This is a genomic window from Rhizobium sp. NZLR1 (assembly GCF_017357385.1).
Taxonomy (GTDB): domain Bacteria; phylum Pseudomonadota; class Alphaproteobacteria; order Rhizobiales; family Rhizobiaceae; genus Rhizobium.
Genome location: NZ_CP071632.1, coordinates 618,429 through 637,766, shown reverse-complemented (window position 1 = coordinate 637,766; position 19,338 = coordinate 618,429). Strand labels below are relative to the sequence as shown.

Below are 19,338 nucleotides of genomic sequence, written 5' to 3'. Positions count from 1 at the left end.
GTCAGTCCGCAGCGTCCATGACGCGCGCGATGAGATCACGGACCCGCGCCGCATCCGGCACGTCTCCGAACAGGATGCGGTACATGATCGGCGCCACGACCTGATCCATGACGCGGTCGAGATCCGGAAAGACCTCACCACGAGCCTTCGCCCTTTCGGCGATGACGACGATCTGCTGGCGGGTATATTCGCAGCATTTGCAGGCATTTGCGCCCGTTTGCGCCGCCAGCACGTCGCGGATCATCTCGCGGCCCGGCCCGGACGACATTTCCTCGGCATATTGCTCGGCCCAGGCTTCGAGGTCCGCCTTACCGCTGCCGGCATCGACCGGCTGCATATCCGGCCGCAGCCGCTCGACGGCAACGTCGGCAAGAAGCGCCTGCAGGTCACCCCAACGGCGATAGATGGTCGACGGCGTCACACCCGCCTTGGCAGCGATCAGCGGGATCGTCACCTCAGCGCGGATCATCTCGGCCAACAGCTCATGGACCGCCTTGTGAACCGATGCCTGAACCCGCGCGCTTCTGCCGCCCGGACGGAGATTCTCTTTTACCGCCATGCCTGCAATCCAACTTTCGTTTCTTTGTTTTATGCATGTCGTTATTCCGGAACCGCTGCACACTTCCGGGCGACAGGCATACCATGGTTCAAAATCTTTGACAGAACCATGAACGCAAAGAATTTGCCTTTACCATGCATTCGCCCTACATGGAGCTAACGCAACGGCTTAGCTTTAAGAGGGCTTATATATGGTCGCCGCAGCCAAATCCACCGGGAATGCGCAGAGGCCCTCGATCGGTTTTCATGCGCTGACACTCGCCACCTTCTTCGGCGCCTCCGCGGCGCCGACGCCGCTCTATCGGATCTATCAGCAGAATTTCTCGCTCTCGCCTGTGCTGATCACGGTGGTCTTCGCGATCTACGCATTCGCGCTGCTGGCGGCGCTTTTGACCGCCGGTTCGATCTCCGACCATCTCGGCCGCAAGCCGGTGATCTTTTTCGCCCTCGTGCTCGAAATCATCGCCATGGCGCTCTTCGTCGTCGCCAACGGGCCCGGCTGGCTGATCGCGGCGCGGATCGTCCAGGGTATTGCAACCGGGATCGCCGGCGCCTCGATCGGCGCGGCGCTCGTCGATGTCGACCGGGCAAAGGGGCAAATCGTCAATTCGATCGCGCCGCTTTGCGGCATGGCGGTGGGGGCGGTCGGCACCAGCGCCTTGATCCAATACGGCCCCTTCCCGATGCATCTCACCTATGCGCTGTTGCTCCTTGCCTTCACGCTGCTGGCAGCGGGCATCTGGTTGACGCACGAGACCGGCGGCACGCGGCCGGGCGCGCTCGGTTCGCTGATCCCCAGGGTCGCCATTCCCCAGCAGGTGAAACGGCCACTGTCGCTGGTGACGCCGATCAACATCGCCAACTGGACGCTCGCCGGCTTCTATCTCTCGCTGGTCCCGTCGCTGGTCGCCAGCACCACCGGTAGCGGCGCGCCGCTGACCGGCGGGGCCGTCGTGACTGCGCTGATGGCGAGCGGGGCGAGCGCCGTCTATCTCAGACGCAGCAAGTCGGCCTCGGCCAATCTCGGTTTCGGCGTGTCGGCCAAAACGCTCGGTATTTTGACGGTCGTTGCCGGCGTGCATCTCGCCAATGTGCCGCTGCTTCTCATCGGCACGGTCTTCACCGGCGCCGGTTTCGGAACCAATTTCCTCGGTTCGATCGGCACCATCATGCCGCTCGCCAAGGCGGATGAGCGGGCCGGGCTTTTGTCTGCCTTCTATATCCAGAGCTATCTCGCCTTCAGCCTGCCGGCGATCCTTGCCGGGTTCCTGGCGAAATCGGCCGGATATGCGCTGACGACGGATATCTATGCGACGGCCATCCTGTTGCTGATGGGCGTCGGACTACTGGGGCTTCGCGCCGGCCGTCGGAAGGCGGCCGCGTGAGGGCATGACGGCGACCAGCCGTGGCGAGGGAACCGTCTCCGTTCCGCTGAACCGAACGGATCAGAAGTCCTCCCAGCCGTGGTCGGCCGGAGCGGTTGCCTTTGAGCCGCCACCGAGAGCGGTCGCCAGCGTCTTCTTCAACGCACGGGCCGGAGAGGGAACAGGGATGGACGTGTGCGATGATACGATTTTCGGAGCGGCGATCGAACGCGGCGCATTCGAACGCGATATTGCCGACGTCATGCCCATGCCGGTATCGAGGCGAAACTGGCCCAACCGTCCGGACAGGGCAGAGACTTCGGTCGCGAGCGTGTGGGCTGCCGCATTCGACTCCTCCACCATGGCCGCATTCTTCTGCGTCGCCTGATCCATCTGATTGACGGCGGTATTGATTTCCTGAAGGCCGGTCGACTGCTCGCGTGCGGATTGAACGATCGCGTGGACATTGCGGTCGATCTGCTGCACCTCTTGAACAATCCCGTCCAAGGCATCGCCGGTCTCGCGCACCAGGGCAACACCATGTCGCACCTGGCCGCCCGAAGCGCCGATCAGCGCCTTGATCTCCTTGGCTGCGCCAGCCGAGCGCTGCGCCAGCTCACGGACTTCCTGGGCGACGACGGCGAAGCCCTTGCCGGCTTCACCGGCGCGCGCGGCCTCGACGCCGGCATTCAGCGCAAGCAGGTTTGTCTGGAAGGCGATCTCGTCGATGACGCCGATGATATTCGAGATCGACTTGGACGACTGTTCGATGTCGTTCATCGCTTCGACAGCCCGCTGCACGATCTGGCCGGACCGTTCGGCATTTTCCTTCGTGCGAACAACCATCGATCCTGCTTCTTCGGCACGCGCCGTGGAATCCTTGACGGATGTGGTGATCTGCTCGAGCGCCGCGGCAGTTTCTTCAACGGAGGCAGCCTGCTGTTCCGTACGCCGCGCAAGATCGTCGGCCGCAGAACGGATCTCCTCGGTGCCGCTTTGGATGACCTCGGCATTTTGCGAGAATGACACCAGCGCCGAACGCAATTTGACGACCGACTCGTTGAAATTGATGCGGGTCTCGTCAAGCGTCGCAGCGAAAGGATGCTCGAGTGCGCTCGTCATGTCGCCTTCGGCAAGCTTCGCCAGGCCAAGCGCCAATTCACCGACGGCGAATTTGACGTCGGCTTCCTGGGCCTGGTCGATCCGAGCGCGCTCTGCACGCTCCTTTTCCTGCAGCGCGCGGTTTTCTTCTGCCGCGGCCTCCAGCCGCGCCTTTTCGCGATTGCCCTCCAGCAGCGCCTTCAGCGAGCGCGACAGGTCGCCGATTTCGTCCTTCGCGTCGCTGTCCTTCAGGTTCACATCGAGTTTACCTGCGGCAATCTCGGCAGTCTCGCCGATGACGCTGGAAATCCGACCGACGAACCGACGTGCGATCAGCCAACCGGCGACGCCGAGCAGCAAGGCCGCCAAGCCTGTTGCGAGAATGGCATCCCGCACCACCGCATACAGAGGCCCGAAGAGTGTTGCCTTCGGGACCGAAACGATCGCATACCAATCCGAGCTCTCGGCAAGCTTGACCGCGACCGCAATCGCCAGCGATACGCTGCCGTCCTCATTGGTCACCTCACGCTCAACACCGGGATTGGCGATAAGACGATCCCACTCCGCAGTCTTTGCTCCCGTCTCGGAAAGGCTCTTGCCGATGAGGCCTGCATCCGGATGGCTGACGATCTTGCCGGCACTGGTCACCAGGCCAAGGAAGCCCGCTCCCATCGGTCGAACGGCTGACAGCGCCTTGTTGGTGTCCTGAAGCGAAAGGTCAAGGCCTGCAACGCCCACCGCCTTGCCGTCGATGACAATCGGCTTGGTGACAGAGGTCATCAAGACGTCTTTTCCATCGATCGCATAAGAATACGGCTCGATGAAAACGGTTTTGCGCTGCGTGAACGGCAGCTGATAGTAGTCGCCCGCTCCAGCCACGGTATAATCGGTCAACGCGGTATGGGTAATCTGCCCCCCGCTCCGCACCCAATAGGGCACATAGCGGCCCGTCGCGTCGTGTCCTTCCTTGCCGACATAATCCTTGTCCTTGCCGTCGAAAGCATTCGGCTCCCATCCGGTCCAAGTCCCAAGGACGGGGGGGTTGGCTTGCAGCAGGTTGAGCAAGACCTTGTCCGCCCTGGCACGATCGGTGTCGCCCATCTGCTTCATCGTGGTCAGCACGACATCAAGTCCGTCGACGATATGCACGGTACCGCCGATATTCTTTTCGACTTTCAGCGCTTCGGCCGTCGCGATCTGGCGCATCTGTTCGATGCTGCCGCCGCGAATTTCGGTATAGGACCGATAGAAAATGACGCTGGAAGCGACAATAACGGCGATGACGCCACAGGCCGCCACAGAAAAAAGATTGCGACTTGTCGTAGACTTGAAAAGCATGTTCTCCGCCCGCCTTCGCTGCTGTACTGACGCACGCCTTAAGTCCAATTCGCCGGCACGTATAAACAACCGTCATCCAGCAGAAACTGAAGGCCTCCCAATCTCCATGCTTGCAAAATTTGATTAAAACAAAGTTCTTATTCTCTAAAGCGCGTCGCGATCTTTCAGATTCGCTCCTCGCGCTTTAGGTCTTTGTTTTTTGCGTATGTCTTTGCCGTAAAACCGCTGCGCGGTCTGTGCGACATGCTTGACCGGCAACGGAATTATTCAACAGGGTCTGCACTTTGCGGTTTCAGATCGAGCAGCGCGCGGCCGCTGCCATCCATGGCGAAGGGCACCGAGGCGTGCTGATGGGCAACCAGCCAGCGGCCATCCCGCTTGACGAGGCCGAGGGTCTGGCGGAACCAGAGATCGACCTCGGCCCCATCGGTCTTGGTCCCGGTCATGCGCAGGAGACCACTCCAGAAGGCGACATCCCCGCCGACCGTCAATCTGGCATCGCGCACTTCGCCGCCGATCGGGCCTTCCCAGGTATCGAACCAGGCCTGTAGGCCGGCCGCGTCCTTGCCATTGCTGACGAGCGGCGGCGCCAGCGAGAACTCGACGGAATCCTCGACCTCATAGGACAGCGCCTCCTCGGCGTTCTTTTCGCTGAGCGCCTTGGCCCGCATCATCAGCATGGCGATGATCGCCTCTTCTTCGTGCCTGACATTGGCTTCGTCTTTCACAACCGTTCTCCTTTTCCGTTATAGACAGAGGACGAACGGCAAGAGGACGATCCGACAAGGATGCATTTCCGTTTTCGTAATTCCGGACGCAAAACCGCCGCGCAGTCTTGCCGGAATCGCCTCAGAGATAACTCGTCACCGCCGGTTCGTTCCACCAGGCATCATGCCTGCCGTCGTAATAACGGACCGGCAGTGCTGCCAGTTCCTCAGGGGTGATATCGTCGAGGCAGGCGATGTTGATCGAGACATAGGCGCCGCCGATCGCCTCGACATAACCGTCGCCAAAGGCGGGCACGCCGCAGGTGCGACAGAAGCGGTGGTGACCGCTCATCGTGTTGAACTGGTAGTCAGCCGTTTCCGCCTCGTCGCACGTCAGACGAAAATCCTCGGGCTTGACGTTGGCGCCCCAATAGCGCCGCTTGGCGCAGATCGAACAATTGCAGCGGCCGGTGCCCTCCTCGAGGTCGATATCCACCTCGTAGTGCACTCTGCCGCAGTGGCAGCTTCCCTTGTAGGTTTTCTTCATGGCGCGCTCCTCCTTCAATATTGCGTTCAGTGCCTCGATATGACAATATGTTGTCACTATGAATGAGATACAAAATAGACAACATGTTGTCAAACAGAATCGACCGGAGCGGACGATGGAAGGGAATGCCTTTTCCGCTTTCGCAATCACCGCCCTTCGCCTGGCCGGCCATCTGACGGCGGCGGGCGACCAGCTGGCAAAGCCTGCAGGACAGACAAGCGCCCGCTGGCAGGTGCTGGCCGCGGCAAGGCGCGGCGACATGTCGGTGGCGCAGATCGCCCGCGCGCTCGGCCTCGCTCGCCAGGGCGTGCAACGGCTTGCCGATGTGCTGGAGGGTGAAGGGCTGATCGCCTATGCGGAGAACCCGCAGCACCAGCGGGCCAAGCTGGTGCGGCTGACGGCGGAAGGGACCGCACGGCTGGGGGTAATCGAGGTGGCGCAGGCCGGATGGGCGGACGGGCTGGGTGCTGCGTTTACGTCAGCCGAGCTCGATGCGGCGCGGGCGGTGATGCTGCGGGTCATGGAGATGCTGGAGGCTGACGGGGCGCCCGGAGGCTGATTGGCCTTGCGGTGATACGGCCGAGGCTGACGCAAATAAAAAAGGCCGGGCTAACCCGACCTTCCCTGCCATCTCAACGAACCGTGCCAGTACATCCGTGGTCACGATCCGGAGATGATATTCAAAGCTCCACGCGTCCGAGAGGACGCGCCAAACTTAAGCCGCCTGGAGGCGGTCTGCCGACATTTTGCCGGACTTGTTGTCGCGGACGAGCTCGTAAGACAGCTTCTGGCCATCCTTGAGGTCACGCATGCCGGCGCGTTCAACGGCCGAGATGTGGACGAAAACGTCGGCAGCGCCGTCATCCGGCTGAATGAAGCCGAAGCCCTTGGTTGCGTTGAACCACTTAACGGTACCTGTGCTCATGACGATATCCTTTTCGAATCGTTCATAGAAGATTGCCGCCCGGGCAAATGCCGAGCGGCGATGAAAACCGATTTTGGAGGAAGTTCGCCAGGAACGACGCGAGCGTCGTTTCAAAGTTCATCTAGCAAGATCGATGCGTGAACGTTTAATCGGAAATTGTGTCCGTGACAAGGCCGCAACACGGAAAAGTCGAGTTCGTGCTCTTGGGGCGAAAGGGTCTTTGCCGTCGTGCCGCGGCGGCGCCCTCTGCCCTGCCGGGCATCTCCCTCACAGGTGGGGAGATCGGCAAGTAGCACGCCCACCGGACCTCTCCTGCGACTAGCCGTGACGGACAAGATTCGGGGAGATCCTCGCGCCCAGCCAATCTCCCCACTTGTGGGGGAGATGCCCGGCAGGGCAGAGGGGGCGGCCACGGTATGACGGTAAAGATTGCCCCCTCAAAACCCACACCGCGAAACGGCTTACGCCGCTGCCTTCGCCCCTGCATAGGGATCGAACCGTCCGTAAAAAGTCTCACCATTGGCGGCCAAGTCTTTCAACAATGACGTCGGCTTGAAATGGTCTCCGTAAGCCTCAGCTAACTTCTCCGCCAGTTCCACGAAGGCCTTCGCGCCCATCCCGTCGATATAACTCAGCGCCCCGCCGGTATAGGGCGCGAAGCCGAAGCCGAGGATCGAGCCGACGTCGGCCTCGCGCGGATCGGTGACGATGCCTTCCTCGACGGTGCGGGCGGCTTCGAGCGCGATGGTGACAAGGAAGCGTTGCTTGAGAACGGCGATGTCGACGTCATCCGCTTTCTTCTGCGGGTAGAGGCTCTTCAACTCGGGCCAAAGCGATTTCTTGGCCGGTTTCGGCGGATAATCGTAGAAGCCCTTGGAATTCTTGCGGCCTAAGCGGCCCTCCTTTTCCACCATGCGGGAGATCAGTTCCATATGCCTGAGGTCGATCGCCTTCTCGCCGAGATCGGCGGCCGTGGCCTTGAGGATTTTCAGCGAGAGATCGATGGCGACCTCGTCGTTGAGTGCCAACGGACCCACCGGCATGCCGGCCATCTTGGCGGCATTCTCGATCATCGCGGGCGGCACGCCTTCGATCAGCATGTCGTAGCTTTCCGACATGTAACGCAGCACGCAGCGATTGACGAAGAAGCCGCGGGTGTCGTTGACGACGATCGGCGTCTTCTTGATCGCCGCGACATAGTCGAGAGCGACGGCCAGCGCTTTGTCGCCGGTCTCCTTACCGAGGATGACCTCGGTCAGCATCATCTTTTCCACCGGCGAGAAGAAATGGATGCCGATGAAATCGGCCGGGCGCTTGGAATTCTTCGCCAGCCCGGTAATCGGCAGGGTCGAGGTATTGGAGGCTAAGATCGCTCCTTGCGGCAGCACGGCTTCCACAGCCTCGATCACCGCTTTCTTCACCTGGCGATCCTCGAACACCGCCTCGATGACCAGATCGGCATTGGTGAGGTCGGCGTAATCGGCCGAGGGCGTGATGCGAGAGAGCAGGGCTGCGGCCTCGTCCTGCGTAAATCGCCCCTTACCGACGGAATCCTTGACGAGACCTTCGCAGACGGCCTTTCCCTTGGCAGCAGCCTCCAAGTCACGGTCGATCAGCGTCACCGGAATGCCGGCGGCGGCCGTAACATAGGCGATCGAAGCGCCCATGAAGCCGGCGCCGACGACGCCGACATGTTTCAGCTCGGTCTTCGGGTGACCGGCCGGACGGCGCGCACCCTTGCCGAGTTCCTGCATGGAGATGAACAGCGAACGGATCATCGAGAAGGCTTCGCGGGTCTGCACCACCTCGGTGAAATAACGCTGCTCGATCTTCAGGCCGGTGTCGAACGGCACCTGAAGGCCTTCATAGACACATTTCAGGATGGCAAGCGCTGCCGGATAATTGCCCGATGTCTCCCGACGCAGGATCGCCGGCGCCGCCGGCCAGAGCTGGGCTGAAGCCGGCGTCCAGATGCCGCCGCCGGGCGCCTTGAAACCCTTCTCGTCCCAGGGGGCAACCGGTTTCAGGCCATCCTTGATCATCTGCTTCGCGGCGGGGATCAGTTGGTCCGGCTCGACCACCTGATGCACGAGGTTCATCGCCTTGGCGCGGGAGCCGGTCAGCGACTGGCCCGTCGTCATCATCTGCAGCGCATCCTGGGCGTTCGCCAGGCGCGGCACACGCTGTGTGCCGCCGGCGCCGGGGAAGATGCCGACCTTGACCTCGGGCAGCGCGATCTTGACGCTCTTGGCATTGGAGACGACGCGGCCGTGGCAGGCGAGCGACATTTCGAAGGCGCCGCCCATGCAGGTGCCGTTGATGGCGGAGACCCAGGGCTTGCCCGATGTTTCGAGCTTGCGAAACAGGCCGGTCATGCTGCCGACCATGTCGAAGAGTTTCTGCACGGCCGTTTGCGGGCTCTTTTCTTTCTCATCCTGGTAGAAAGTGAACGTCGACTTGACCATCGACAGATCGGCGCCGCCGGAGAAGGAGGACTTGCCCGAGGTAATGACGACACCCTTGACGGCGGCGTCAGTGGTGGTGGCATCGATGATGGCGTCGAGCTCGGCCATCACCTCCGCGGTGAAGACGTTCATCGATTTGCCGGGCATGTCCCAGGTGACGAGAGCGATGCCGTCGGCGTCGGTTTCGAGCGTGAAATTTATGTAGGTCATTGGGTTTCCTCCCCGATCAGGCCGGCAAATGGCTGCGCTGCGCGTCGACTGTCTTCGTCTTTTCGGTGACTACATCGCCGATATGCTTGGTCTGCGATGGCTCGAAAAGCACGATCCAGCATTCCTCCTCCGCCACCGGATTATGCTCTACGCCCCTCGGCACGACATGAAAATCGCCGGCGTTCAGGTGCACATGCGGGCGGTCGCGATATTCGATGGTCAGCGCGCCCTTCCAGATGAGAAAAAGCTCGTCCTCGTCGCGGTGAGAATGCCAGGCGAGCTGGCCCCGGACCTTGGCGAGCTTGACGCTCTGGCCGTTGAGATCGGCAATGACGCGGGGCGACCAGTGCTCGGTGACCTCGGCATATTCGGTTTCGATCGTGCCGGTGTTGAAGCTCATCGTCAGACCCTTTCGATAACCGTCGCGGTACCCATGCCGGCGCCGATGCAGAGCGTCACCAGCGCGGTGTTGAGGTCGCGGCGTTCGAGCTCGTCCAGCACCGTGCCGAGGATCATCGCGCCGGTGGCGCCGAGCGGATGACCCATGGCGATGGCGCCGCCATTGACGTTGATCCTGTCGTGGTCGATGTCGAAGGCTTGCATATAGCGCAGCACCACGGCGGCGAAGGCCTCGTTCAACTCGAAGAGATCGATGTCGGCAAGGCGCATGCCGGTCCGTTTCAGCAGCTTCTCGGTGACATCGACCGGTCCGGTCAGCATCAGGGCCGGATCGGAGCCGATATTGGCGAAGGCTTTGATGCGGGCGCGCGGCTTCATGCCCATGCTCTGACCGCCTGCCTTGGAGCCGAGCAGGACGACGCCGGCGCCATCGACGATGCCTGAGGAATTGCCGGCATGGTGGACATAGTTGATGCGCTCGATTTCCGGGTGCGCCTGGATTCCGACGGCCTCGAACCCGCCCATCTCGCCGGGCATCTGGAAGGAGGGATTGAGGGAGGCAAGCGCCTGCATGTCGGTGCCGGGGCGCATATGCTCGTCCTTATCAAGGATCGTCAGGCCGTTCTGATCCTTGACCGGCACGACCGACTTGTCGAACCAACCCTGCTGCCAGGCATGTCCAGCGCGCTTCTGGCTCCCGACGGCGTAGGCGTCGACATCGGTTCTGCTGAAACCATATTTGGTGGCGATCAGATCGGCGGAGACGCCCTGCGGCATGAAATAGGCCGGGAAATTCACCGAGGGATCCATGAACCAGGCGCCGCCGGACATGCCGAGGCCGACGCGGGACATGCTTTCGACGCCGCCCGCGATGACGATGTCGTCGGCCCCTTGGGCAATCTTGCCGGCGCCGAAATTGACGGCATCGAGGCCGGAGGCGCAGAATCTGGAGATCTGCATGCCGGGCGCCCTGGTGGAATAACCGGCTTCGAAGGCGGCTGCCTTGGGGATGACGGCACCGGCATCCATGACCGGATCGACACAGCCCATGATGATGTCGTCGACGGTCGTGGTATCGAGCCCGTTGCGGTCGCGGATCGCTTCCAGCGTCTTGGCCGCCAAGCGCACGGAAGGCACCTCATGCAGGGCGCCGTCCTTCTTGCCGCGGCCGCGCGGCGTGCGGACGTGGTCGTAAATAAAAACCTCGGTCATGTTCTGCTCCCTATCGGCGGCGAGGCCGGTGAATTTCAACTCCCCTTCTCCCCTCGGGGAGAAGGTGGCCGAAGGTCGGATGAGAGGGCGCTCGCGGCAAACTCGACCTTGCTTGCGCGCGGCCGTTCGCTCCTTCGTCGCTCACCCCCTCATCTGTCCTTCGGACATCTTCTCCACGCAGGGGAGAAGGGGGAATTCGTCAAAACGCTTCGGCGGCAAGTTCCATCATCGTGTCTGCACCGGCTTCGATACGGGTCTTGCGAAGCGCGGTTTCTGGCATGATGCGTTCCATGAAGAAGCGGGCGGTCACCAGCTTATTCCTCAGGAAATCCTCACGGGTTCCATCGCCGGATGCAAGGCCGTCCTCGGCGGCTTTCGCCATCTTTGCCCACATATAGCCGAGAACGACAAGGCCGAAGAGGTGCATGTAATCAGTCGAGCCGGCGCCGGCATTGTCGGGCTTGGCCATGGCGTTCTGCATGAACCACATGGTCGCGCCCTGGGCGTCGTTCAAGCCCTTCTTCAGATGCTTGGTGAAGAAGGACAGTTTTTCATTGTCCCGATTCTCTTCGCAGAAATCGCCGATCTCCTTGAACAGCGCCATGGCGGCACGGCCGCCGTTCAAGGCGAGCTTGCGGCCGACGAGATCGAGCGCCTGAATGCCGTTGGCGCCTTCATAGATCATGGCGATGCGGGCATCGCGCACATACTGGCTCATACCGTGTTCTTCGATATAGCCGTGGCCGCCGAAAACCTGCTGGGCCATGACAGCATGATCGAAGCCCTTATCGGTCATCACGCCCTTGAGGATCGGGGTGACGAGGCCGAGAATATCGTCAGCCGTCTGGCGCTCCTTCTCGTCAGTGGCACGGTGAGCAATGTCCGACTTGAGCGCGGTCCACAGCAGAAAGGCCCGGCCACCCTCGTTGAAAGCGCGGATGGTCATCAAGGTGCGACGAATATCGGGATGAACGATGATCGGATCGGCCTTCTTATCCGGCGCCTTGGGACCGGACAGCGAGCGGCCCTGGATACGGTCGCGGGCATAGTTGGCGGCGTTCTGATAGGCGATCTCGGAAATGGCGATGCCCTGCAGGCCGACCATCAGTCGGGCCTCGTTCATCATCACGAACATGGCGTTGAGGCCGCGGTTTTCGGCGCCGATCAGGAAACCCGTCGCCTCGTCGTAATTCATGACGCAGGTGGCGTTGGCGTGGATGCCCATCTTGTGCTCGATCGCGCCGCAGGAGACAGCATTGCGGGCGCCGAGGGCGCCGTCCTTGCCGACGAGGAATTTCGGAACAATGAACAGCGAGATGCCCTTGGTGCCCTCGGGCGCGCCTTCGATGCGGGCAAGCACCAGGTGGACGATATTGTCGGCGAGATCATGCTCACCGGCAGAGATGAAGATCTTCTGGCCGGAGATCCTGTAGCTGCCGTCGGCCTGCGGCACCGCCTTGGTGCGCAGCATGCCGAGATCGGTGCCGCAATGCGGCTCGGTGAGGTTCATGGTGCCGGTCCAGGAGCCGTCCACCATCTTCGGCAGATAGGTGCTCTTCTGCTCGGACGAACCATGGACGAGGATCGCGGCGATCGCGCCTTGCGTCAGGCCCGGATACATCATCAGCGACATGTTGGCGGCGGAGGTATATTCGCCGACGGCGGTATGCAGCGTATAGGGAAGCCCCTGCCCGCCGAATTCCTCGGGCACGGCAAGGCCGATCCAGCCGCCTTCGCGATAGGCCTTGTAAGCCTCCTTGAAGCCCTTCGGCGTCGAGACGCTGGCATCGTCGTGGCGATGGCAGCCTTCCTGATCGCCGGAATAATTCACCGGGAAGAGAGCCTCCTCTGCAACCTTTCCAGCCTCGCCGAGGATCGCCTCGATCATGTCAGGCGTCGCGTCGGCAAAACCGGGAAGATTGTTGTAGCGTTCGAGGCCCAGCACGTCGTTCAGGACGAAGAGCGTATCGGTCACCGGGGCCTTGTAGACTGGCATCTCTGGATTTCCTCCCATTCGACTGCGCGGGTCGCGACGGCCTCGGGGACTGTCTTACAAAATATTGACGTTTGCGTAAACGTCAAATTCTGCCGCTTCGCCGCCTTTCATGAAAAAATTTGTCATGACGAGTCTGCGGGCGATGAAGGGCCCGAAAGGCACGAGACGTCGTCTCCCCTTCCTTGTCCATCGTGGAACGGCGTATAAACGCAAGCGTCTTTCAACCCGCAATTCGGGAATGCCAGGGGAGGATGGTCGGGATGATCAGTTTCGAGGCGATAAGGCAGCGTGCGGAGCAGCGGAAGGGCGGAGCCGCCGCTTTGCAGGCCTTGCTGGAGAAGCATAGGCCGGATCACAACCGGCTGCGCACCATGCCCGACGACCGCATCCTCGCAGACATGACCCGGCGCATCTTCTACAGCGGCTTCGTCCAGAAGGTGATCGATGCGAAGTGGCCGGGTTTCGAGGCGGCGTTTTCCGGCTTCGAGGCGGCTATGCTGAATATCGCGCCCGACGATTATTGGCATGACCTGACTTCGGACGAACGGATCATCCGCAACGGTGCGAAGATCATGTCGGTTCGCGCCAATGCCGCCTTCATCCGCGAACTGGCACGGGAACACGGCAGTGCCGGCGTCTTCTTGGCCGACTGGCCGCGGGAGAACCAGATCGGCCTTCTCGACCTGTTGGGGAAACGCGGCAGCCGGCTCGGCGGCATGACCGGGCAATATTTCCTGCGGGGCATCGGCCGTGACAGCTTCGTCAGCACGATCGACGTGCTCGCCTGCCTGAGATCGGCCGGTGTGCCGCTCTCCTCCTCCGGCATGGCGAAGAAGGACCAGCCGCTGATCCAGCAGGCCTTCAACGACTGGGCGGAGGAGACTGGCCTTTCCTTCATCCTCCTGTCGCGCATCAGCGCCTATTCGATCGATGCGGCGCACACGCACGGAAATTCGCACGGGCAGTAGCGCAGGCCGCTCGGAGTTCCTACGTCTTCCGGACGATTCATCGAGGAGGATATCATGACCGACTTTCCCTATGAGAGCGCCCTCATCGTCGGCGCGGGCTCCGGCATCAGTGCGTCGCTTGCACGGCAATTGTCGGCGCTCGGCGTCAAGGTCGGGCTTGCCGCCCGCAATGTCGAAAAGCTCCAGCTGCTCATCGAGCAGACCGGCGCCAGCGCCTTTACCGCCGACGTCTCGCAGCCGCAAAGCGTTGCAGCGCTGTTCGAAGAGGCTGCCGGCGCGATCGGCGGACCTGACGTGGTGATCTTCAACGCCGGCGCCCGCCTGCGCGGACCGCTGGCCGAACTCGATCCCGCCGATGTCGAAAAGGCGATCGCGACCACCGCTTTCGGCGGTTTTCTGGTGGCGCAGCAGGCGGCGCAGCGGATGATACCGCGCGGCCGCGGCGCCATCCTGTTCACCGGCGCTTCGGCGAGCGTCAAGGGTTATGCGCAATCGGCCCCCTTCGCGATGGGCAAGTTTGCGCTGCGCGGCCTTGCCCAGAGTGCGGCTCGTGAACTTGGGCCGATGGGCATCCACGTCGCGCATTTCGTCATCGACGGCGCGGTGCGCTCGCAGATGCGGCCGGACCGGGCGGAGAAGCCGGATGGCACGCTTTCGCCGGAGGCGATCGCCCAGACCTATATCGACGTGCTTCGCCAGCACCGCAGCGCATGGTCGCTGGAGGTCGAAGTCCGGCCCTGGACGGAGAATTTCTGAGCTGCCATCGGCGGAGAAGGCAGCTATCGCGGCGACGATGGACAGACTATGTTTCGTCGCCGGAGCTGACCAGGATGATTTTAGGCCGGATGGCCTAAAATCATCCTGGTCCAGATTCAATGGTTAGAGCATGATGCCGTCCGAAAACCGCTCACACTTTTCGGCATCATGCTCTCGGAGGACACCGATGCAGCGCCTGGACCATGTCACGATCGATACCCGCGATGCCTCTCGTATGATCGGCTTCCTCAACGCCGTGCTCGGCGTCGAGGAAGGCTATAGGCCACCCTTCGACTCGCCCGGCCACTGGCTCTATCTGGACGAACGCCCGGTCATCCATCTCAGCCTGACGTCACGCAGCACCGATTTTCCGCCCGGCATCTTCAATCATGTCGCCTTCAGCCTCTACGAATTCGGCGCGGCGCTGGAGCGCATCAAGGCGAGCGGCTATCGCTATGAATATTACGATATTCCCGACACCGATCTCGGCCAGATCTTCGTCTATGGCCCCGAAGGCGTGAAGATTGAGCTGCAATATAAGCGGCCGACCTAAGCGCCCCACCGCCATTCGATGTGACGAATTCAGGGGCAATTGCCGCCTAAAACGGCGTTTGGAACACAAACGTTAAAAAATTCTCATCGACATTAACGGCTTGTTTACCACGTTTCGTGAAAGGTGCGGATTGAGCAGTAGCAATCCGCATTCCTTTTCCCAGTGTCGCGTTTCCCAGGGATGCCGCTACATCGTCCAGCTTGAGGAAAGTCTAATTGACTAACCTCTTATGAATGATGTGCTCCGGTCGGCGTGAAGACGCTGGCCACAGACGGAAAAGCCAATGATCGAGCTCTGACGAGGGGTCGAGCAGTCGAAGCGAGCAAGAAGATGAACGGATCGCGATCAAATCCTTCCCGACAGTCCGACAGGACCTCGCTCGATGCGCTGAACCGCACGATCGAAGGGCTGGAGGCACGCATCGAAGGGCTGATAGGCAGCGGGCGCGAACAGCGGCCGCGCACGGCAACAGCCGAGCGCGAACCCTACCCGGCCTCCAATGCTCCGCGCCCCGCAAGGGCGCCGCTCGAGCCGCGGCCGGATCCGCTCGCCGAAATCCGCCAGCGCCAGCGCGCGCTTGAAGCGGGCCGCGAGCGACCCTACACACGCGAGCCGGCCCCGCAGTTGCGCGAACCAGCCCCACAGTTGCGCGAACCCGCGTCGCGCGTCGCCACACCACAACCGGCACCCGCCCTCCGTGCGGGCGACGACACGATGACCGAGATCGCCCAGGCGCTCGTCAATCTCAGGCATGATCTGAAGCGCGATATTTCCGAGGGCGTCACCCGCGAGATGAACGCGCTGCGCGCCGAGCTGCGCGAGATCAAGGCGAATGCCGGCGATGGCGGTTTCGCCGATGATATGCGCGCCGATATGGGCCGCCTTGCCCAGAGCATTACTCAGTTGACCGGCCGCTCGAGCGGTCCGGAGGCGACCGGCCTGCGCGAGGACTTCGAGGAGCTGCGCTCGCTGATGGACGGGCTGGCGCGCGAGGATTCGCTGCGCCATATGGAAAACCGCTGGGACGGCTTCGAGAGCCGGCTTGCGGCGCTCGATACCGAGGGGCTGCAGGAAGAGCTGGTTTCGCTCGCCTATAGGCTCGACGACATCAAGCGCCATATCGGCGGCATGGGCGAAAGCCCGGCGGTCCGGGCACTTGAGGACAAGCTCATCGCCATCGCCACGGCGATGGAGCAGTTCGGCAACATGATCCAGCCGCACGACCGGGTCATGTCGGAGCAGTTCGCCGCCATGGACACGCGGCTTGACGAGATCAGCCGGGCGATCGCGGCAAGCGGGCGCGCGGCTGCCACCAACGATCCGGCGCTGATGCAGCGGCTGGAAGGCCGGCTTTCGGCGCTGGCCGATCAGATCGATCTGATGAGCCATGATGCGGCCAACCGCGCAACGCCGGCCGACGAGCTGGCGATGCGGCTCGAAGCGCTGACATCTCGCGTCGAGGAGTTGACGAAGGCGGAAGCGACGTCACGGCTCGACGAACGGCTGGAGCATCTTTCCTATCTCCTGGAGCGCACGCAAACGACGGCGCAGCCCGACCTCACCGGCACGCTTTCCGACATTTCCCGCAAGATCGACGCGCTTGAGAACGGCGCGGTCAACGACGTGCTGGCGCAGCGGCTCGACGGTCTCGCCCGGCGCATCGACGAGATGGCCTACCAGCAACCGGCACCGGCCGCCGCGGTTGACGACGGCGCCTTCCGGCGTCTCGAAGGGCGGCTGAGCGACATCGCCGCCCGGCTGGAAGAGAGCACATCGGCAGCGCCGACCGATCCACATGCGCTGAAGAACCTCGAAGACCAGATCGCCAATCTTTCGGCACTGATGAACACGCCACGCGAAAGCGCCGCGATCCCAGCCGAATTCGACCGGCGGATGGGCGCGATCGAAGACTATATGGCGACGAGCGACGAATATATCATCGAGGCGGCGCGCCAGGCGGCAGAAGCCGTCGTCGACGCCTATTCGCGCCATGGCGGCCCGCAGGGCGCCGTGGCTGCTGCCGATATGTCGGCGCTGACGGCGCTGGCCGAGGATCTGCGTCACCTCGAGGAAATCAGCCGCGACAGCGAGGAGCGCACGCACAAGACTTTCAAGGCGCTGCACGAGACGCTGGTGCATATCGCCGACCGCCTCGACGGCATGGAAGAGCGCGGCGGGCGGGTGAGTGCCCAGATGCCGGTGGCCGAGGTCGATTTCGATGTCGATCCCTACGCGCTGATGGTGGCCGAGGCCGAGATGGACAGGACGCCGGCCGCTGTCCTCACAGCGAAGGCCTCTCCTGTTATCCGCACGGCCGAGGTTGCAGCCGAACCTGCCGCCCCGGTGCAAGCCAATGCCATGAGCGGAACGAGCGCGATCGCCATCGAAGCCGCGACCAGGACGACTGAGAACGTGACGCCAATACGGGCACAGGCACCGGCAAAGGCCAGCCTGCTTGCCAGCCTCGGCAAGCGGCTGCTGCCCGGCAGGAAAGCCGAGAGCCGGGCAACCGAACGCCCGATGATCGACCCCGCGCCATCGATCGATCCGACCGACGTGGTGCCGACGGATGCGGCAAACGAACTGCTCGAACCGGGCTCGGGCGCGCCCGACGTGAAGAAGATCCTTGAACGGGTCCGCGCCAGCCAGAGTGCCGCACGCGGCAAACCCGCCGCCGAAACCGATCGCGCCGATTATATCGCCGCCGCGCGTCGTGCAGCGCAGGCAGCCGCGATGGAAGTGGACGCCAATCCGAAACAGGCAGCCGTCAAGGCCGAGAAGAAGGGCGCAAGCGTCGACAAGACTTCTGACAAGACGGGCAAGACCAGCGCCTTTTCGCGCTACCGGCGGCCGATCCTGCTGGCCGTCGGGGCCGTGCTGCTGGCGATCATGGCCTTTCCGCTTGCCCGGACGTTGACGAGCGGCGAGAGCGCCCCGCAGGCGCCAGCCGAAGTCTCGGCGCTGACCGGCGCGACGGAAAATCCGCAGCTAGCCTTGCCTGAAGCAACACCCGCCCAGCCGGACACCGGCACGGCAGAAACGGCCGCCCCAACAGCGCAGACGACGTCCCCCGCCGCCGAACAGGCTGAGCCGGAAGCAACCCCGCCGGTTGTCGGCGATCATCTGACCGATGCCGCGCCGTTCGACGGCGAAGGGGCCGCGACATTTGCCCCTGCCGCCCCATCCGGCGCAGCGCAGGAGACATCGGGCTTTGTTGCGAACACGCCGGCGGCGGCATCCGCACCGCAGGCCGCCATCACCATTCCCGATACCGTCCAGCCGAAATCGCTTGCCGATGCGGCGCGCAGCGGCGATGTGCTGGCGCTGTTCGAGATCGGCGCGCGTTATTCGGACGGCCGCAACGGCATCACCGTCGATCAGAAGCAGGCGGCAGGCTGGTACCAGCTTTCGGCCGACAAGGGCTTTGCACCGGCGCAGTACCGGCTCGGCAGCATGTACGAGAAGGGCAATGGCGTCGAACGCGACATCGCGAAGGCGAAGAGCTTCTACGAGCAGGCGGCAAACCAGGGCAATGCCAGCGCCATGCATAATCTCGCCGTGCTCTACGCTTCCGGCGCGCTCGGCCAGCAGGACTATGCCACGGCCGCCTCATGGTTCACCAAGGCCGCCAACCTCGGCATCACCGACAGCCAGTTCAACCTGGCGATCCTTTGCGCGAGGGGCAACGGGGTTCCGGCGGATATCGAAGAATCCTACAAATGGTTTTCGATCGCCGCCAAGGCCGGCGACAAGGACGCGGCGCAGAAACGCGACGAAGTGGCCAAAGCCATGAAGCCGGACCAGCTCGAGCGGGCCCGCACTAAGGCCGATCTCTGGAAGCCGGAGCCGGTCGACCACCGCACCAACGCTATCGACATTCCCGACGAATGGGCCGGCACTGGCCTCAAGACGGCGACGGTCGACATGAAGAAGGCGATCCGCAATATCCAGGCGATCCTCAACAATAACGGTTTCGACGCCGGCTCACCGGATGGCGAAATGGGCGCAAAGACCGTGACCGCGATCAAAAGCTTCCAGAAGTCGGTCGGCCAGGAGCCGGACGGCAAAGTGACCGACGCAACCGTCAAGGCGCTGCTCGAACGCAACAAGCAGGGCAGCAAGGCCATCTAGAACCTTTCCGCTCTTTTCGGGTGCGGAAATGGCCTATGTCTCGTTTGCGCCAGCCCGGGCGCAAACCGCACGGCCCTTTTGCTGTAATTGCCCTACAAAAGGCTTGGC

General features: G+C 62.5%; 15 protein-coding genes. 6 read left to right on the top strand and 9 right to left on the bottom strand.

What is annotated here, in order from left to right; all coding sequences use genetic code 11:
• Nucleotide 1: 1 nt before the first annotated feature.
• Nucleotides 2-559, bottom strand: coding sequence for a TetR/AcrR family transcriptional regulator (locus J3O30_RS03195; protein ID WP_207582853.1), 558 nt, complete (start codon nucleotides 557-559; stop codon nucleotides 2-4).
• 190 nt (nucleotides 560-749) lie between these two features.
• On the opposite strand from J3O30_RS03195, the gene J3O30_RS03190 reads away from it, so the two are divergent.
• The gene (locus J3O30_RS03190; RefSeq protein ID WP_207582852.1) at nucleotides 750-1,943 is read left to right on the top strand and encodes an MFS transporter; all 1,194 of its coding nucleotides are present in this window, start codon (nucleotides 750-752) and stop codon (nucleotides 1,941-1,943) included.
• A 60-nt stretch (nucleotides 1,944-2,003) separates the two neighbouring features.
• Here J3O30_RS03190 and J3O30_RS03185 read toward each other — a convergent pair whose 3' ends face one another.
• The 3 genes from J3O30_RS03185 to J3O30_RS03175 all read right to left on the bottom strand — a co-directional run bounded on the left by J3O30_RS03185 (nucleotide 2,004) and on the right by J3O30_RS03175 (nucleotide 5,615).
• The gene (locus tag J3O30_RS03185) at nucleotides 2,004-4,361 is read right to left on the bottom strand and encodes a methyl-accepting chemotaxis protein (protein WP_207582851.1); all 2,358 of its coding nucleotides are present in this window, start codon (nucleotides 4,359-4,361) and stop codon (nucleotides 2,004-2,006) included.
• 263 nt (nucleotides 4,362-4,624) lie between these two features.
• Nucleotides 4,625-5,089: a nuclear transport factor 2 family protein gene (locus tag J3O30_RS03180; protein ID WP_207582850.1), complete on the bottom strand. Its 465-nt coding sequence runs from the start codon at nucleotides 5,087-5,089 to the stop codon at nucleotides 4,625-4,627.
• 121 nt (nucleotides 5,090-5,210) lie between these two features.
• Complete coding sequence (locus J3O30_RS03175; protein WP_207582849.1) at nucleotides 5,211-5,615, bottom strand: GFA family protein; 405 nt, start codon at nucleotides 5,613-5,615, stop codon at nucleotides 5,211-5,213.
• A gap of 58 nt (nucleotides 5,616-5,673) precedes the next feature.
• Here J3O30_RS03175 and J3O30_RS03170 point away from each other — a divergent pair, with 58 nt between their 5' ends.
• Nucleotides 5,674-6,174, top strand: coding sequence for a MarR family winged helix-turn-helix transcriptional regulator (locus J3O30_RS03170; protein WP_207582848.1), 501 nt, complete (start codon nucleotides 5,674-5,676; stop codon nucleotides 6,172-6,174).
• Nucleotides 6,175-6,330: 156 nt separating this feature from the next.
• Here J3O30_RS03170 and J3O30_RS03165 read toward each other — a convergent pair whose 3' ends face one another.
• The 5 genes from J3O30_RS03165 to J3O30_RS03145 all read right to left on the bottom strand — a co-directional run bounded on the left by J3O30_RS03165 (nucleotide 6,331) and on the right by J3O30_RS03145 (nucleotide 12,822).
• The gene (locus J3O30_RS03165; protein WP_003545273.1) at nucleotides 6,331-6,540 is read right to left on the bottom strand and encodes a cold-shock protein; all 210 of its coding nucleotides are present in this window, start codon (nucleotides 6,538-6,540) and stop codon (nucleotides 6,331-6,333) included.
• Between the two features lie 461 nt (nucleotides 6,541-7,001).
• Nucleotides 7,002-9,215, bottom strand: coding sequence for a 3-hydroxyacyl-CoA dehydrogenase NAD-binding domain-containing protein (locus J3O30_RS03160; protein ID WP_207582847.1), 2,214 nt, complete (start codon nucleotides 9,213-9,215; stop codon nucleotides 7,002-7,004).
• Nucleotides 9,216-9,231: 16 nt separating this feature from the next.
• Nucleotides 9,232-9,615, bottom strand: coding sequence for a cupin domain-containing protein (locus J3O30_RS03155; RefSeq protein WP_207582846.1), 384 nt, complete (start codon nucleotides 9,613-9,615; stop codon nucleotides 9,232-9,234).
• Between the two features lie 2 nt (nucleotides 9,616-9,617).
• Nucleotides 9,618-10,826 carry an acetyl-CoA C-acetyltransferase gene (locus J3O30_RS03150; RefSeq protein ID WP_207584248.1) on the bottom strand — a complete coding sequence of 403 codons (1,209 nt, stop codon included), beginning with the start codon at nucleotides 10,824-10,826 and terminating at the stop codon, nucleotides 9,618-9,620.
• A 199-nt stretch (nucleotides 10,827-11,025) separates the two neighbouring features.
• Complete coding sequence (locus J3O30_RS03145) at nucleotides 11,026-12,822, bottom strand: acyl-CoA dehydrogenase C-terminal domain-containing protein (protein WP_207582845.1); 1,797 nt, start codon at nucleotides 12,820-12,822, stop codon at nucleotides 11,026-11,028.
• 260 nt (nucleotides 12,823-13,082) lie between these two features.
• On the opposite strand from J3O30_RS03145, the gene J3O30_RS03140 reads away from it, so the two are divergent.
• From J3O30_RS03140 to J3O30_RS03125, 4 genes are all read left to right on the top strand, one after another.
• Entirely contained in the window at nucleotides 13,083-13,790 is a 708-nt protein-coding gene (locus tag J3O30_RS03140; protein WP_207582844.1) for a DNA-3-methyladenine glycosylase I, read from the top strand.
• 54 nt (nucleotides 13,791-13,844) lie between these two features.
• Nucleotides 13,845-14,546 (top strand): SDR family NAD(P)-dependent oxidoreductase, encoded by a 702-nt coding sequence (locus J3O30_RS03135; protein WP_207582843.1) that lies wholly within the window; start codon nucleotides 13,845-13,847, stop codon nucleotides 14,544-14,546.
• Between the two features lie 187 nt (nucleotides 14,547-14,733).
• Nucleotides 14,734-15,099 carry a VOC family protein gene (locus tag J3O30_RS03130; protein ID WP_207582842.1) on the top strand — a complete coding sequence of 122 codons (366 nt, stop codon included), beginning with the start codon at nucleotides 14,734-14,736 and terminating at the stop codon, nucleotides 15,097-15,099.
• Between the two features lie 330 nt (nucleotides 15,100-15,429).
• Nucleotides 15,430-19,230, top strand: coding sequence for a peptidoglycan-binding protein (locus J3O30_RS03125; RefSeq protein WP_207582841.1), 3,801 nt, complete (start codon nucleotides 15,430-15,432; stop codon nucleotides 19,228-19,230).
• The last annotated feature ends 108 nt before the right edge of the window (nucleotides 19,231-19,338 follow it).